General features: G+C 52.6%; 8 protein-coding genes, 2 tRNA genes and 1 rRNA gene (1 of these 11 cut by a window edge). 7 read left to right on the top strand and 4 right to left on the bottom strand.

Features of this window, described 5'->3' with window-relative positions:
- Positions 1 to 29 precede the first annotated feature (29 nt).
- Both fraC and GEI7105_RS33025 read right to left on the bottom strand, forming a co-directional pair.
- Positions 30 to 563: a filament integrity protein FraC gene (fraC, locus tag GEI7105_RS33030; RefSeq protein WP_017658808.1), complete on the bottom strand. Its 534-nt coding sequence runs from the start codon at positions 561 to 563 to the stop codon at positions 30 to 32.
- A 53-nt stretch (positions 564 to 616) separates the two neighbouring features.
- Entirely contained in the window at positions 617 to 3,250 is a 2,634-nt protein-coding gene (locus GEI7105_RS33025) for an ATP-binding protein (protein WP_017658807.1), read from the bottom strand.
- A 591-nt stretch (positions 3,251 to 3,841) separates the two neighbouring features.
- On the opposite strand from GEI7105_RS33025, the gene GEI7105_RS28650 reads away from it, so the two are divergent.
- The 4 genes from GEI7105_RS28650 (at position 3,842) to GEI7105_RS0101950 (ending at position 9,440) form a co-directional block, all read left to right on the top strand.
- Positions 3,842 to 6,082 (top strand): heavy metal translocating P-type ATPase, encoded by a 2,241-nt coding sequence (locus tag GEI7105_RS28650; RefSeq protein ID WP_017658806.1) that lies wholly within the window; start codon positions 3,842 to 3,844, stop codon positions 6,080 to 6,082.
- Between the two features lie 98 nt (positions 6,083 to 6,180).
- On the top strand, positions 6,181 to 6,678 hold the full coding sequence (locus tag GEI7105_RS0101960) for a cupredoxin domain-containing protein (protein WP_017658805.1): 498 nt from the start codon (positions 6,181 to 6,183) through the stop codon (positions 6,676 to 6,678).
- A 208-nt stretch (positions 6,679 to 6,886) separates the two neighbouring features.
- Entirely contained in the window at positions 6,887 to 7,789 is a 903-nt protein-coding gene (locus GEI7105_RS0101955; RefSeq protein WP_017658804.1) for a vitamin K epoxide reductase family protein, read from the top strand.
- 97 nt (positions 7,790 to 7,886) lie between these two features.
- Positions 7,887 to 9,440 (top strand): multicopper oxidase family protein, encoded by a 1,554-nt coding sequence (locus GEI7105_RS0101950; RefSeq protein ID WP_017658803.1) that lies wholly within the window; start codon positions 7,887 to 7,889, stop codon positions 9,438 to 9,440.
- A 485-nt stretch (positions 9,441 to 9,925) separates the two neighbouring features.
- Here GEI7105_RS0101950 and GEI7105_RS0101945 read toward each other — a convergent pair whose 3' ends face one another.
- Positions 9,926 to 10,123, bottom strand: coding sequence for a hypothetical protein (locus tag GEI7105_RS0101945; RefSeq protein ID WP_017658802.1), 198 nt, complete (start codon positions 10,121 to 10,123; stop codon positions 9,926 to 9,928).
- 302 nt (positions 10,124 to 10,425) lie between these two features.
- Positions 10,426 to 13,644 (bottom strand): carbamoyl-phosphate synthase large subunit, encoded by a 3,219-nt coding sequence (carB, locus tag GEI7105_RS0101935; RefSeq protein WP_017658801.1) that lies wholly within the window; start codon positions 13,642 to 13,644, stop codon positions 10,426 to 10,428.
- An 829-nt stretch (positions 13,645 to 14,473) separates the two neighbouring features.
- On the opposite strand from carB, the gene GEI7105_RS0101925 reads away from it, so the two are divergent.
- The 3 genes from GEI7105_RS0101925 to GEI7105_RS0101915 form a co-directional block, all read left to right on the top strand.
- A 16S ribosomal RNA gene (locus tag GEI7105_RS0101925) occupies positions 14,474 to 15,961 on the top strand.
- 160 nt (positions 15,962 to 16,121) lie between these two features.
- A tRNA-Ile gene (locus GEI7105_RS0101920) sits at positions 16,122 to 16,195 on the top strand.
- Between the two features lie 82 nt (positions 16,196 to 16,277).
- Positions 16,278 to 16,333: transfer RNA gene (locus GEI7105_RS0101915), tRNA-Ala, on the top strand; it runs 17 nt beyond the window's last position.

Here is a 16,333-nt window from a genome sequence, read left to right as displayed (position 1 = left end):
TAAAGCATTAAAAATAAGCATAAAAGAGGTCAAAAAACAAGTACCATCAAAACGAGCAACAGTAAAATACTTGCGTGACTCATGGCGTGACCGATCGAAATAGCACGGTTTTGGTCGGCTTTAACTCGGTAACGAATCAAGCGCTCCGATCGAGATTGCTCTACTTCCTCGTACAAACTCAAGTTTTCGACGGGTAAGATCTTAAATCGCTGCAACGTATACAATCCCTGACATTTTACAAACAAACTGACAAAAAATACAATGACGAGACTCAAGACTAAAATCGGTTCGACCCGATCGCGTCCGAAATCTGGAATCAAGCGCCCGGTAAAAATAAAAGAAACGGTTTGTGCTTTTAACGGTAGATCGGCATCTAAATTTTGGAAAACATAAAAAAAGATCGTCCAACCGATCGCCACACAAAGCAAATTCATCGACACGGCATAATACGTACTCGCTCGCTTTGTAATTTGAAGTTGTCGGTGAATGACAGTCGATTCAATGGCGATCGCGACAAAGAGAAACAACGTTTGACACGCCATTGCTCGCAACGGCAAAATCATAAAGTTTCACCTCCTTCAACGATTCAAATTCCTTGGCGTATCAGTTTTATAAACTACCGCAAAGGAATTGCGATGACGAACTCCGTACCTTCTCCGAGCTGAGAATTGCAGAGAAGCTCGCCGCCGTGCTTGTCTACAACAATCTGATAGCTAATCGACAGTCCCAAACCCGTTCCTCGTCCGACAGGTTTCGTCGTAAAAAACGGATCGAACAGCCGATCGCGCGTTTGGGGAGGAATTCCCGGCCCGTTATCGCGAATGCGAACGATGACTCGCGCCTCGTCCTCTATCTCTGTCGAAATCCAAATCGTCGGTCGTTCGCCATTGTACTCAGTTTCGAGGGCGTCGATCCCGTTGCTGAGAACGTTCATAAACACCTGACCGAGCAGTCCGGCGTAGCAGGTGACGCGATCGGGTAAACGACCGTAGTTTTTCACGATCGCGATCGCGGGTCGATCGGCGGTCGCTTTCAAACGACTCTGAAGGATCGTTAACGTACTCTCAATTCCAGCGTGGAGATCGACCGCCTTCATATCCGCCTCGTCAGCTCGAGAAAACGTCCGCATCGATCGCACGATTTCCTGAATCCGAGTGGTTCCCACCCGCATCGACGTTAGAATTTTCGGGAAATCCTCCATCAAAAAGGCTAAATCGATTTCGTCGGCGTACTCCTGTAGCGATCGCGGCGGATCGGGATAGAGATCTCGATAACGCTGCAACAACTCGGACAAACTCTCAGCATACCCCTCCACGTGGGAAAGATTTCCTGAAATAAAATTGACTGGATTGTTAATTTCGTGGGCGATACCGGCGACCAGTTGTCCCAAACTCGACATTTTCTCCGTTTGCACCAGTTGAGACTGCGTACTTTGCAGTTTCTCCAACATTCGCGCCAGTTCCATCGCTTTGGTGCGGGTTTGTTGGTACAGTTCCCCTTGGTTCAACGCGATCGCTAACTGAGTTCCCACCGTTTCGATCGACTCGATTTCCACGTCCAACCAATCGCGCGTCTGGCGATCGACCAACACCAACACCCCCAATTCTCCCTGCTGAGTTTGAATTGGAAGCGTCAAACAGGAAACGGCGTTTTCTGAAGGTTCTGCGCGATCGGTCTCGGACTCCGAAGCCAGATCGCATCGCACTAACGACCGATAAACCTCTTCCGACATCGTCCGAAGATGGCTGGGACGACAGCGTTTCAACTGACGAACCGTGTCTGGCGTCAACCCCATCTCGCCGACCGAATAAGACTGTCCCAAATCGCTGGCTGCGAGAACGTGGTGAGATTCCGCCACGACTTCCCAATGAGGCGTCTCGCCGCCGCGATACCAACAAAAGCTACACCGCTCGACGTTCAATAACGTTCGCAGTTCCCGAACCACCGTATCGAGAATCGTGTCGATATCTAGAAAATTACGAATCTGCGACGCCACGCGACCGATCGACCGCTCCCATTGCGCTCGTTCGTAAATCTCCCCTCGCGATCGCTCTAACGCCTGTTTTGCATCTTCCAATTGCACCGTTCGCCGGATCGACATCCATAAATACGCCGTCACGAGCGTCGTTAACGCAAGTCCTACTGCAAAAGTCGCTTCGACTTTCCGACTCTGCGATCGATATTCGGGTTGCGGACGCACGACTAACAGCCATTCTCGGTTGTGTCCGCCGTCGAAAGCTTGCGGGACGACCTGTAAGGAACGAGTACAGTTGGGATATACCGCACAAGTCGCATCTGCAATTCGCACGTTATCCGACGGCGGGGTCAGAGTTCGCCGTTCTGCGTCGTAAGTGACGAGCAGTTGACGCCCGGCGATCGCCGTCAGATCGAAAATCTCGAAATTCAGATGGTTGAGATTGACCTCTCGAATCGCTTCTCGAACTAGGCGATCGCGGGAATAGGCGATCGAGACTAACCCGAACGCCGTCGGTTCAGAACGATACACGCCGCGTACCACCCGAAACTGGCCTTCGTCATCCGTCTCGAACGCGATCGCTACCGCTGCGTTTCGTAGGTGGGGGGAAATCTCGAAAGAACGGTTCGAGAGTCCGTCGTATCCGAGTTGAGAGCTATATTGAGCTGAGGGTTCGATATGCGAGATCGGAAAGTATTCCGAACGAGGGGGAGACGGAACGGCGCGTCCGCGATCGTCGAGTTCCCAAATGGAAAAGGGAAACGGTTTCTCGGGAAAGTCGAGGGCGCGATCGCGGTTGGGTTCGGCTAAAATGCTCGGTTCCGCGATCGCGCGTTCGTATAGATCTCTTTCTGTTTTTTCTACGCGATCGATCCAAGCCACGCTCTCGATGGCGGGATATCGCTGTAAAAACGAGGTTGAAATCAAGGAAAAGTTTTCAGCAGTGACGCGATCGGCGGCTTCGTAGAACGTTCCGAGAGTTTCGGGAACTTCGATGTAGTGATCGATCTCTTGTTGGAGAGCCAAGGCTAACGCCTCGACCTGTTTGTCGAAGTTGTACGCCGTTCGTCCTCGTTCTGAGGCTGACACCAACACAGCGGCGATCGCCGAACAACCCAAACCGACGATCGCGCTCAGACGAACAGGGAGATAGCGATCGCGACGATCGATCGTCGTCCAAGGGCTTTGTTTTAACACTCGAGCGACGGTCGATCGCCAACGCAACCGCTGTTGTTTGATAAATTGCCCAATTCGGTCTGTTTTGTGGTGTTGCACGATAAACGTTAGAGGAAGTTAGGAATTTCTCAATTTGTATTCACTTTTCAACCTCAGCGATCCCGAAGCCGGATAACTGTTGCTCGCTTGTATCTCGAGATTTAAAGAACGCGGATTTGCGTTTTCAGTTCCCTCGATGCAGTTGATTTCACGAGTGTTTCATATTTGAGCGTCATGATGGAGGCGATCGCTGTCAGACAAGCGGCATTGTCCCGTCGTGCTAGCGACCATTAAAGGTTGTGTGTCAATCTTCCTATCCCTTGCATTTCATCTATAAATCGAAATATATTCATATAATACGATGCACGATCGCCGATCGATGTTGTATTCCAGTGCTGCTGTCGTTTTTACAAGAGAATGTTAGCGATCTCGAAAAAACCTCTCTTAAGTTAGATGTTTTACGCTCAATTCATCTGAAATACTGTTTGAGTAGGAATTTAGACCAAATTTTGGGTTTGCGATCGAGCCGAATAAAGGCTTTTCGGACTGAGGTGACGGATACCTCATCATACAATTTTAAATTCGCGATTATCATATAAATCTATATATGTCAATAATTATGAACTTAACAACACGCCATCGGAATCGATCATGGTTCAAACTGTCAATCTGAGCTTGCAAGGCATGAGCTGCGCCGCTTGTGCCAACGCCATCGAAAAAGCGATCGCCAACGTTCCTGGCGTGAAAGGCTGCAACGTCAACTTTGCCACCGCCCAGGCCACCGTTCGCTACCAGGGTGACACGACCGACATCGAAACGATTCAACACGCCGTTTCAGATGCCGGATATCGTGCTAAACCCGTCGACGACACAGATGTCGGCGATGCCGAACGGGACGCCCGCGAAGCCGAACAGCGCGATCTAACCCGTAAAGTCATTTTCGGTTGCATCGTCAGCATCGTTCTCGTCATCGGCTCTTTACCGATGATGACGGGGCTAGAGATCCCTTGGATTCCTATGTGGCTGCACCATCCTCTCCTGCAACTGGTGTTGAGTTTGCCCGTTATGGTGTGGTGCGGACAGGGCTTTTTTGTCGGTGCGTGGAAAGCGTTCAAACGCCACGCTGCTGATATGAATACCTTGGTTGCATTGGGAACCGGAGCCGCTTATCTCTATTCCTTATGGACGACGTTTTTTCCCGACTTTTTCCGCCAACAGGGAATTTCACCCGATGTTTACTACGAACCGGCTGCCGTCATTATTGCTTTAGTTCTATTAGGACGATTGCTAGAAAACCGAGCGCGAGGACGAACCTCAGAAGCCATTCGTAAACTGATGGGGCTGCAAGCAAAAACCGCTCGCCTCGTCCGCGACGGCGAAGAAATCGACGTTCCCATCGAAGACGTACAAGTCGGCGATCGCATCTTAGTCCGTCCCGGCGAAAAAATCCCCGTAGACGGCGAGATTCTCGAGGGATCTTCGACCATCGACGAATCGATGGTAACCGGAGAACCGATCCCCGTCCAAAAACAAAAAGGAGACGAAGTTATCGGGGCGACGATCAACAAAAGCGGCAGTTTCCAATTTCGAGCGGCTCGCGTCGGCAAAGATACCGTTCTCTCGCAAATCGTCCAACTCGTCCGCGACGCCCAAGGCAGCAAAGCCCCCATTCAAAAACTAGCCGATCGCGTAACGGGGTGGTTCGTTCCGGTCGTCATCGCCATCGCGATCGTGACCTTTCTCGTCTGGTTTAACGTCACCGGAAACCTTACCCTAGCGACCGTGACGATGGTGAGCGTTTTAATTATCGCCTGTCCCTGTGCCTTGGGGTTAGCCACACCCACCTCGATTATGGTCGGAACGGGTCTCGGTGCCGAGCAGGGCGTTTTGATTAAAGGGGCAGACAGCTTAGAAATCGCCCATAAAATCGACGCGATCGTCCTCGACAAAACTGGAACGCTCACCGAAGGCAAACCCAGCGTTACCAATTACGTGACTGTTTCCGGTATCGATAGCGAACTCGACCTGTTGCGTTTGGCGGCGTCTGTCGAACGCTACTCCGAACATCCTCTCGCCGAGGCGATCGTCAATTACGCCAAATCTCAGGACATCCAGACTCCTTTACTCGATGCCGAAGCCTTTGAAGCTAAAGAAGGTATGGGCGTCGAAGCTGTCGTGGACGGAAAGCGGGTACAACTCGGTACGACGCGATGGATGTCCGAATTAGACATCGACGTTTCGCCATTGCGAGACAAACAGGAAGCCTGGGAATCCGAGGCGAAAACCACCGCTTGGATAGCCGTCGATGGCAAACTCGAGGGATTGTTGGGAATTGCCGACACCTTGAAACCTTCCTCGGCGGACGTGGTGAAAAAGCTGCATCGTATGGGATTAGAAGTCGCGATGTTGACGGGGGACAACCGCAAAACCGCCGAAGCGATCGCCCGTCAAGTGGGGATCGATCGCGTTTTTGCCGAAGTCCGTCCCGGCCAAAAATCCGATCGCGTCAAAGCCCTCCAAGCCGAAGACAAAATCGTCGCGATGGTGGGGGATGGGATTAACGACGCTCCCGCTTTAGCCCAAGCCGATGTCGGTATTGCGATCGGAACGGGAACCGACGTCGCCATGTCTGCCAGCGATATCACCTTAATTTCAGGAGATTTACAAGGAATTGTCACGTCTGTTCGACTCAGCCGGGCGACAATGCGAAACATCCGACAAAATCTCTTTTTCGCCTATATCTACAACACCCTCGGAATTCCCATCGCGGCCGGCGTTCTCTATCCTTTCCTCGGCTGGTTACTCAATCCCGCGATCGCTGGAGGTGCAATGGCATTTAGTTCGGTTTCCGTGGTTACCAATGCGCTACGACTGCGCCGTGTCGACTTGTAAACCTAACCTTCAACGATGAGGGGAGCCAAGGGCGATCGAATAAGACGAACTTTCCTCCTCTCTTGACCGACCGATCTCGTCATCCCGTTGAAACAACTATGACTTTCTTTCTTACACTGCTCGGTACGTTCGTTTTTACGACGACGACGGCTCTAGCCGAACCGAAAACCGCTCCCAGTCACGAGAATTCGTTCAGAACCATCGAACAACCCCTTCCCGTGAAGGTTGGCGTTACCCTCGGAGGCATCGCTTTAATTGGCTTAGAACTGTGGTGGTTTCTCGGCAGTAAAACCCAAGCCCGAAAAGCAACGTCGGATGCTGCAATTCAACAGATCGACATTACTGTCGATGGCGGTTACGCTCCCGATCGCATCGTAGTCGAAGCCGGAAAACCCGTCCGTCTGAACTTCTATCGCAAAGATCCGAGTGCCTGTGTCGAACAAGTGATTTTACCAGATTTCAAGCGATCGATAGAGTTAGCTTTAAACGAGACGACATCTGTAGAATTTACACCCCAAAAACCCGGAGCCTATTCGTTTCACTGTGGCATGAATATGGTTCGCGGCGAAATTGAAGTGCGATCGCCCGAGTCTTAAAAGGTCGATCGTTGGAAAACTTCACCAACAAATTAGCCAATTCTTCAGTTAAAACCTTCGATTTAAAAATCCCAATCTTCCAATTTTATCACATCTAAAATCTGATTGAATTGAAGTTTGTTTCTCGATCGCGTCCCGTTGAAATTCCCAATTTCCCAAATCCTCCCCTAAAATCGTACATCGTAAAATCTACGACCTCATATTATCGATGCGTAAACGCTCTCAGCCTTGGATTCAACGGCGATCGCGCTTTGTCATTGCAGCGATCGCGGCCTTCGGTGCCGTCATCACCGCCTATCTCACCCTCACCAAACTCACGGGTGGAACCGCCGCCTGTCCCACTGAAGGCTGTGACAAAGTTCTGGAAAGTCCCTACGCCACAGTGTTCGGTTTACCCCTAGCACTCTTCGGCTTCCTGGCGTATCTGGCCGTGGGAACCTTTGCCGTTTTACCTTGGTTCGCCAACCCAGAAACGAAAAAGTCGCTCCGCAACACCCTCGAACATTGGACTTGGCTGTTTTTGTTCGTCAGTAGTACGGCTATGGCGGTTTTTAGCGGCTATCTGATGTATATCATGACCGCCGAAATCCAGTCCCTGTGTCTGTACTGTATCGGTTCGGCAGTCTGTGCGATCGCCTTGTTCGTCCTGACCCTCATCGGGAGAGATTGGGAAGATCTCGGACAAATTATCTTCACCGGCATTATCGTCGCCTTCATCACCCTCATCGGTTCCCTTGCCGTTTACGCTCCCATCCACAGCCCCAAAGCCGAAACTGACAGCGGTTACGCCATCACTACCGTTTCGGCACCAGACAACGTTGCCCTCGCCCAACACCTCGAAGAAACCGGAGCGAAGATGTACGGGGCGTTTTGGTGCAGTCACTGCTTAGAACAAAAACAGCTTTTTGGAAAAGAAGCCGCCGAAGCGATTCCCTACGTCGAATGCGACGCTAGCGGAACCAACCCGCAGCCGGATGTCTGTCAAGCTGCCGGAATTCAAAGTTATCCCAGCTGGGAAATTAACGGTCAGTTGTATCCCGGTACGAAAACCCTCGATCGCCTCGCCGAACTGTCTGATTACACGGGATCTCAGAACTTCAGCGTTCGTTAAGGTGCGAGGCGAGGTGGTACGGGTTAGCGGGTGGATTTGACGAGAGCGTTCTCGCATTTTTGACATACGCTCAATTGTTGTTTTCAGTAAATTTCTCATGTCTCGATTTCATTTCAACCGCCGCCAATTTCTCACCTTCAGTACCAGCAGTTTGGGGGCAGTATTACTCAACGCTTGTCTGAAGACTCAAACCTCTGAAAACACGTCTGGGGTGTCTGTCGCCACCGCCCGATCTACCCCCGTTATCGGTGCAAACCAAGCCGGTTCCGGTACGGTAGAAATGGAGTTAGAAGCCCAACGAGGGCAATTGAACCTCGACGGGCGATCGATCCCCATTTACACCTATAACGGACAGTTTCCCCCACCTCGCCTCGAAGCCAAACCGGGCGATCGCGTCCGCCTTCGCTTCACGAACCGCCTCGACGAACCGACCAACCTGCATTACCACGGCCTGCACGTTCCCCCCACGGGAAACGCCGACAATGTCTTTTTGAAGGTTTCACCTGGAGAAACCCTTCTCTACGAATTCGACATTCCTCAAGACCATCCCGCAGGAACGTTTTACTACCATCCCCACTATCACGGATTCGTCGCCCGTCAGGTGTTCGCCGGATTGGGGGGATTCTTTATCGTTCGAGGAGAATTTGATGAAATTCCCGAAATCCGCAACGCCACCGAAACCTTTGCGCTTTTGAAGGATTTCGACACCGAACCGACGGGGAACACCTGGGGACACATGGAACGAATGCGGGGACGTGAGGGACAATACGTCACCGTTAACGGCCAGTTAAACCCCACCTTGACCTTTCCGGAAGGGGGGTTACTGCGCTTGCGACTGTTAAATGCCTCTAACGCCCGTTTTTATCGCTTAGCTTTGGAAGACCGCCCGTTTTACCTCGTGGCGACTGATGGCGGAGCGATCGCCGAACCTGTGGAACTACAGGAATTGCTGTTAACGCCGGGAGAACGTGCCGATATTTTAATTCGGGGTGACAAGCCTGCTGCGTCGTTCCGTCTGTTGAATTTGCCCTACAACCGAGGTGGAATGGGCATGATGGGCGGTCGCGGCGGCGGGATGATGGGCGGTCGTCACGGTGGAATGATGGGCGGTCGTCACGGTGGAATGATGGGCGGTCGTCACGGTGGAATGATGGGCGGCGATCGCGATTTCAACGAACCGCAGACCCTAGCTACCCTTGCTTACGAAGGGTCAACTCCCGTGCAATCTCTACCAAGCCGTTTAATTCCCGTTTCTCCCCTTCCCGAACCGACACGAGTACGACGCTTTACCCTCAGCCACGGGATGCAGCCCGGTATGGGAATGGTGTTTTTAATTAACGGAAAAGCTTACGATGGCGATCGCATCGATACGTCAGTTCGGTTGGGCGATGTGGAGGATTGGGAGATCGTCAATCAAGGAACGTTCGACCACCCCTTTCATCTCCACATCAACCCGTTTCAAGTCGTCAGTCGCAACGGACAGTTCGATTCCCAACCCACTTGGAAAGACGTTGTTTCAGTACCTGCTGGCGAAACTGTTCGCATTCGCGTTCGTTTTCGAGATTTTGCTGGAAAAACAGTCTATCACTGCCATATCCTCGATCACGAAGATTTAGGGATGATGGGAATTATCGATATGCAGCCTGGTTGACATCCTCTCCCTGCATACCCGATAGGGTATGCAGGGAGATTCCCTGGTTCACACCAAGGATTTCCTGCTTCTCAACCTCTTGACTAGACTTGAACTCAGATAACTTCAAGTCCCCGCCAGAACGATTCCACAGGCTTTTTGTTTTACGTCCACTTGGTGCCCCCAAGCCGGACGGATCTGATTTTTGGTTTTGGGCTTTATGCTCTATACAGGAGGACACGGGTGGCGAACTCGGTTCGCCACCGTGAGATGTCCGTGTTGCCAGTGTCTTAACCGTTACTTCTGGGCTGCCTACTGGATGAGCTATCCGTATGTTTTCAGCGTGTTACCACCTTATCAATTATATTTGATGGCTCGTTTCGGCGCTATCCCCTTCTCTCGCTATCGCATTGTTCAGGGGACGCACCTCAACTCACCGCCGCTTCACCACCCCCTAACCGCTTCGCGGTATAGGCGGAGTACTGCGACGGATCTTGATAGTTTTTCTACCAGCGCGGACAGTTACCGCCCCCTCCGCCACGGTGGCCGCCGTGGCGGCCGCCACCGTGATGGTGGCTGTCGAGTTGTTCTTGAGGACTTTCGTAAGTTTCGTCGATCGGATTGCTCCGAACTTGAGGAACGCTAAAAATTGTCATTCCTGCGATCGTTGCGAGAGCAATTCCAAATGTAATCGATTTAGACATGGTTCGATTTCCTCCTATTTAGATTAAATCGAAACTTCTATATTTCACGATAGCGCGATTTTGTCTTCAATGCGATCGTCGCTTACAAACTGTTTGATAAATTTAAGATTATTTGTACGCGAGTATTATTTTCTAACAAAAAATCGTGATTTCATCTCTATTTTATTTTCTTGGTTTAAAATTGGTTTTCAATTCTAAACCAAGAAAATTGCACGACTTGGCGATCGCCCCACAAAAAACCCCGATGTCGCAAAAACATCGGGGTAACGGGGACGAGGCATTATCCCCGTTCTCCCCAATCGCTACGCGAAATAATCCTGTAACGCTTTCACCTGATAGGTATCCGCCTGCATCGATCGCACCGCAGCCACCGCAGCCTTCGCCCCCGCGATCGTCGTGATCGCAGGAATCTTATACGCCAATGCCGTCCGGCGAATCAACCGCCCCTCCGCTTGTGCGTCTTCCCCCGAAGGCGTGTTCACGATCAACTGAATCTGCTTGTTCTTAATCGCATCCAGCACGTGAGGCCGCCCTTCCGAGAGCTTGAAGATCGACTCTACCCCTTCAACTCCCGCTGTCGTCAACGCTCGCTTCGTGCCGTCCGTGGCCATCACCTTAAAGCCCAGTTCCTGCAACTCCTTCACCACCGGCACCACCAACGGCTTGTCGCGATCGATCACCGAAACAAACGCCGTCCCCGACAGCGGCAACCGTTCCCCGGCTGCCAGTTCCGCCTTCGCGAACGCCTTCCCGAAACCGTCATCGATGCCCATCACCTCCCCAGTCGATCGCATCTCAGGTCCGAGCAGCGTATCCGTCCCCGGAAACTTATTAAACGGCAACACCGCCTCCTTCACCGCAACGTGACTCGGAATTATTTCTCCTGTCACCCCCAACTCTGCCAGCGTCTCACCCGCCATCACCCGAGACGCCACCTTCGCCAGCGGTATCCCGATCGACTTCGACACAAAGGGAACCGTCCGCGACGCCCGAGGGTTCGCCTCGATGATATACACCACATCTCCCTGTACCGCGTACTGCACGTTCATCAAGCCCACCACGCTCAGCCGCTTCGCTAACTTCTCTGTCCAATCCCGAATCGTGGCCAAAGCCGCCTCGGACAACGTTTGCGTCGGAATCGAACAGGCCGAATCCCCCGAGTGAATCCCCGCCTGTTCGATGTGTTCCATAATGCCACCGACGACTACCGTACCCGTCTTGTCCGCCACGGCGTCCACATCTACTTCAACGGCGTTTTCCAAGAACTTATCGATAAGAATCGGATGGTCGGGTTCCACTTGCACGGCAAAGGTCATGTACCGTTCCAACTCTTCGTCGGAGTAGACCACTTCCATCGCCCGACCCCCCAACACGTAAGACGGACGCACCACTACCGGATATCCGATGCGTTTGGCCACCTTCAACGACTCCTCGTAACTGCGAGCGATACCGTTGGGGGGTTGCAAAATCTCCAACTCCCGCAAAATCTGCTCGAACCGCTCCCGATCTTCCGAGGCGTCGATCGAATCCGGCGAAGTTCCCCAAATCGGCGCGTTCGCCTTCTCTAGCGGCACCGCCAGCTTCAACGGCGTCTGTCCCCCGAATTGGATGATAATTCCCTCTGGCTGCTCCGCCTCGATGATATTGAGAACGTCCTCCTTCGTCAGCGGCTCGAAATACAGGCGATCGCTCGTATCGTAGTCCGTCGAAACGGTCTCCGGGTTCGAGTTCACCATAATCGTCTCGAATCCCTTATCCTGCAACGCAAACGACGCGTGACAGCAGCAATAATCGAACTCGATGCCCTGACCGATACGGTTCGGACCGCCGCCGAGAATCATCACCTTCCGACGGTCTGAGGGCAATACCTCGCTTTCCTCGTCGTACGTCGAATAATAATAGGGCGTTTCCGAAGCGAACTCCGCCGCACAAGTGTCCACCATCTTGTAGGACGGAATCACGCCCAGCTCTTTCCGATACGTCCGCACCTCGTCTTCCTTGGACTTCGTCGCAAACGCAATCTGCACGTCGCTAAAACCCATCTGCTTGACTCGCCGCATCTGTTCGGCAGAAATCTCCCGCAGCGGCGTCAGCTTCAACCACTTCTCCGTCTCCAAAATTTCGGCGAACTTATCTAAGAACCAAAGATCGATACCCGTCAGTTCGTAAACGTCCTCGACGGACATTCCCACCGTCAACGCCTGGTGCAGTGTGAACATCCGTTCCGGGTTCGGTTTCCGCAAACCCGCCTGAATCGTACTCAACGGCGGAATCTTCGAGGCGCGATCGCAGCCCCATCCCGCGTGTCCAGTTTCGAGCGATCGAAACGCCTTCTGGAACGACTCAGTGAAGGTTCGTCCGATGGCCATCGCTTCCCCCACGGACTTCATCTGTGTCGTCAAAAACGGCTGCGTTCCGGGGAACTTCTCGAACGCGAACCGAGGAATCTTCGTCACCACATAATCGATCGTCGGCTCGAAACTCGCTGGCGTCTTCTTCGTAATATCGTTAGAAATCTCGTCGAGGGTGTACCCCACCGCCAGCTTCGCCGCAAACTTCGCGATCGGAAATCCCGTCGCCTTACTCGCTAACGCCGAACTGCGCGATACCCGAGGATTCATCTCAATGACGATGACGTCGCCATTGACGGGATTCACTGCAAACTGAATGTTCGAGCCGCCGGTTTCGACGCCGATTTCTCGAATGATGGCGATCGAAGCGTCCCGCAACCGCTGATATTCCTTATCCGTCAGCGTTTGCGCCGGTGCTACCGTAATCGAATCCCCTGTATGGATGCCCATCGGGTCGATATTTTCGATCGAGCAGATAATCACCACGTTATCCGCCAAATCCCGCATCACCTCAAGCTCGTATTCCTTCCAACCGATGAGGGATTTCTCCACCAAAATCTGACTCACCGGAGACGCATCCAGCCCTCCGGCGGCCATCTCCTCGAATTCCTCCTGGTTGTAAGAAATACCGCCTCCCGTTCCCCCCAGCGTAAACGCCGGACGGATAATCAACGGATAAGACCCGATTTCCGCAGCCACCGCCTTCGCCTCGTCCAACGTACTAGCGATACCCGAAGGACAGCTTTTCAACCCGATTTTGTCCATCGCCTGACGGAATAAATCCCGGTCTTCCGCTTTTTGAATCGCGGGTAGTTTCGCTCCGATGAGTTCTACCCCATATTTTTCTAACGCCCCGCTTTCCGAGAGCGCCACCGCCAGGTTGAGGGCTGTTTGTCCCCCCATCGTCGGTAGTATGGCGTCTGGGCGTTCTTTCGCGATGACCTGTTCGACGATATCTGGTGTTAGCGGCTCGATGTACGTGCGATCGGCCATTTCCGGGTCGGTCATGATCGTCGCCGGGTTGGAGTTGATCAGGATTGTTTCGTAGCCCTCTTCCCGTAGCGCTTTGAGGGCTTGCGTTCCCGAGTAGTCGAACTCGCAGGCTTGTCCGATAACGATCGGACCGCTCCCTAACAACAGAATTTTCTTGAGGTCTTCGCGACGAGGCATAGCTTTTTCGGTGAACAGTGAGCAGTGAGCAGTGAACAGTGGGGCTAGTTTTCAGTTGTCTGGGGTGGGGCGATACCCACCGTTCCCCACGATCGATTCCGTCCTGGCAGCTCTCCATTGGAAAGGGCAACGATGCCGCTGGACGAAACCTCCCCAGCCCGGAGAATGCCATATAGGGGACGACCAAATTGTAAATCCAGACTATTTTACGGGTTTTTGCCAGTCGCGAAAGAGACTCGAACGGTTGCTTTTCCAAGATTTGATGACTTCCGACCCGCAGAGGTGCGATCGAACTGGGGCGTTTGGGTCGCTTTAGCGTCTTTCTGATGACTCCCTACTATATACAAGCTTCCTAGAGAGAGCGATCGCTCTTCTGGGGGCCTCGCCTCGAAACATTCTGTCGCGATCGTGCGAATCTGGCCCAAAAATTTGGGGAGCGATCGAAAAGCCTTGAGAGTGCGATCGAGGGGTTGAGGAGGGGGATCTCGAAAAAATCCAAAAAAAATTCCAAGCCCAAAACTCTTACTGTGTGGGCATTTCAGTCATCGTCATTCAAAAAAGTCAAAAAAAACTCCGAAAAGGGGTTGACAGTCCCTAATGGTCTTGTTAGATTGGTTAAGCGCTCGAGAGGAGAGGCAAACAACGCCGCCCTCAAGCAGCGCACCGAACCTCGAAAAAAGAATCGTTTGAAAGCACGACCTAAAGCTTGAAAAAAGCTTTAGCTCTTCGTCAAAAAACACTTTAACAGGAAGTCGGACGAAAGAAGTCGCCAAAGACTCGAAAGAGTGTAAAAGCGTAAAGAAATTCGGACGCAACAAACTCAAAGTTTAACACGGAGAGTTTGATCCTGGCTCAGGATGAACGCTGGCGGCGTGCCTAACACATGCAAGTCGAACGAAGTCTTCGGACTTAGTGGCGGACGGGTGAGTAACGCGTGAGAACCTGCCTCGAGGAGGGGGATAACAGCGGGAAACTGCTGCTAATACCCCATATGCCGAAAGGTGAAAAGAAATTTGCCTTGAGAGGGGCTCGCGTCCGATTAGCTAGTTGGTGAGGTAAGAGCTTACCAAGGCGACGATCGGTAGCTGGTCTGAGAGGATGAGCAGCCACACTGGGACTGAGACACGGCCCAGACTCCTACGGGAGGCAGCAGTGGGGAATTTTCCGCAATGGGCGAAAGCCTGACGGAGCAACGCCGCGTGGGGGAAGAAGGCCTTTGGGTTGTAAACTCCTTTTCTCAGGGAAGAAGAACTGACGGTACCTGAGGAATCAGCCTCGGCTAACTCCGTGCCAGCAGCCGCGGTAATACGGAGGAGGCAAGCGTTATCCGGAATTATTGGGCGTAAAGCGTTCGTAGGCGGCGTTTCAAGTCTGCTGTCAAAGGCCGAGGCTCAACTTCGGAAAGGCAGTGGAAACTGAAAAGCTAGAGGTCGGTAGGGGCAGAGGGAATTCCCAGTGTAGCGGTGAAATGCGTAGATATTGGGAAGAACACCGGTGGCGAAAGCGCTCTGCTGGGCCGAACCTGACGCTGAGGGACGAAAGCTAGGGGAGCGAATGGGATTAGATACCCCAGTAGTCCTAGCCGTAAACGATGGAGACTAGGTGTTGCCTGTATCGACCCGGGCAGTGCCGAAGCCAACGCGTTAAGTCTCCCGCCTGGGGAGTACGCACGCAAGTGTGAAACTCAAAGGAATTGACGGGGGCCCGCACAAGCGGTGGAGTATGTGGTTTAATTCGATGCAACGCGAAGAACCTTACCAGGGCTTGACATCCCGCGAATCTCGGCGAAAGTTGAGAGTGCCTACGGGAACGCGGAGACAGGTGGTGCATGGCTGTCGTCAGCTCGTGTCGTGAGATGTTGGGTTAAGTCCCGCAACGAGCGCAACCCTCGTCCTTAGTTGCCATCCTTAAGTGGGGCACTCTAGGGAGACTGCCGGTGATAAACCGGAGGAAGGTGGGGATGACGTCAAGTCATCATGCCCCATATGTCCTGGGCGACACACGTACTACAATGGTCGGGACAGCGAGCAGCCAACTTGCGAAAGTGAGCTAATCTCTCAAACCCGGCCTCAGTTCAGATTGCAGGCTGCAACTCGCCTGCATGAAGGAGGAATCGCTAGTAATCGCAGGTCAGCATACTGCGGTGAATCCGTTCCCGGGCCTTGTACACACCGCCCGTCACACCATGGAAGTCGGCCATGCCCGAAGTCATTACTCTAACCGTTCGCGGAGGAGGGTGCCGAAGGCAGGGCTGATGACTGGGGTGAAGTCGTAACAAGGTAGCCGTACCGGAAGGTGTGGCTGGATCACCTCCTTTTAGGGAGACCGTTCCCCAATTGAGTGAAGGATATAAATAAGCCCACTCAATTGAGGTCAACCTAGGTCGTGCGAAGAGTATTCGGTCGTGTCTTTCAAACGAACGAGGATTCGGAATCTCGGTTTTCAGTTTTTGAAAACTCGACGAGGCCGAAAAACGTGGGCTATTAGCTCAGGTGGTTAGAGCGCACCCCTGATAAGGGTGAGGTCCCTGGTTCAAGTCCAGGATGGCCCACCTGATTCAGCGAGCAGTGAGCAGCAAACAGCGAGCAGTGAAAACTGATGACTGGTGACTGGTGACTGTTAACTGAAATCGTGGGGGTATAGCTCAGTTGGTAGAGCGCCTGCTTTGCAAGCAGGATGTCAGCGGTTC

Source organism: Baaleninema simplex PCC 7105 (genome assembly GCF_000332355.1).
GTDB classification, from domain to species: Bacteria; Cyanobacteriota; Cyanobacteriia; order Cyanobacteriales; family Geitlerinemataceae; genus Baaleninema; species Baaleninema simplex.
The sequence above is the reverse complement of the archived record's forward strand: the minus strand, read 5'-3'. Positions and strand labels throughout refer to the sequence as shown.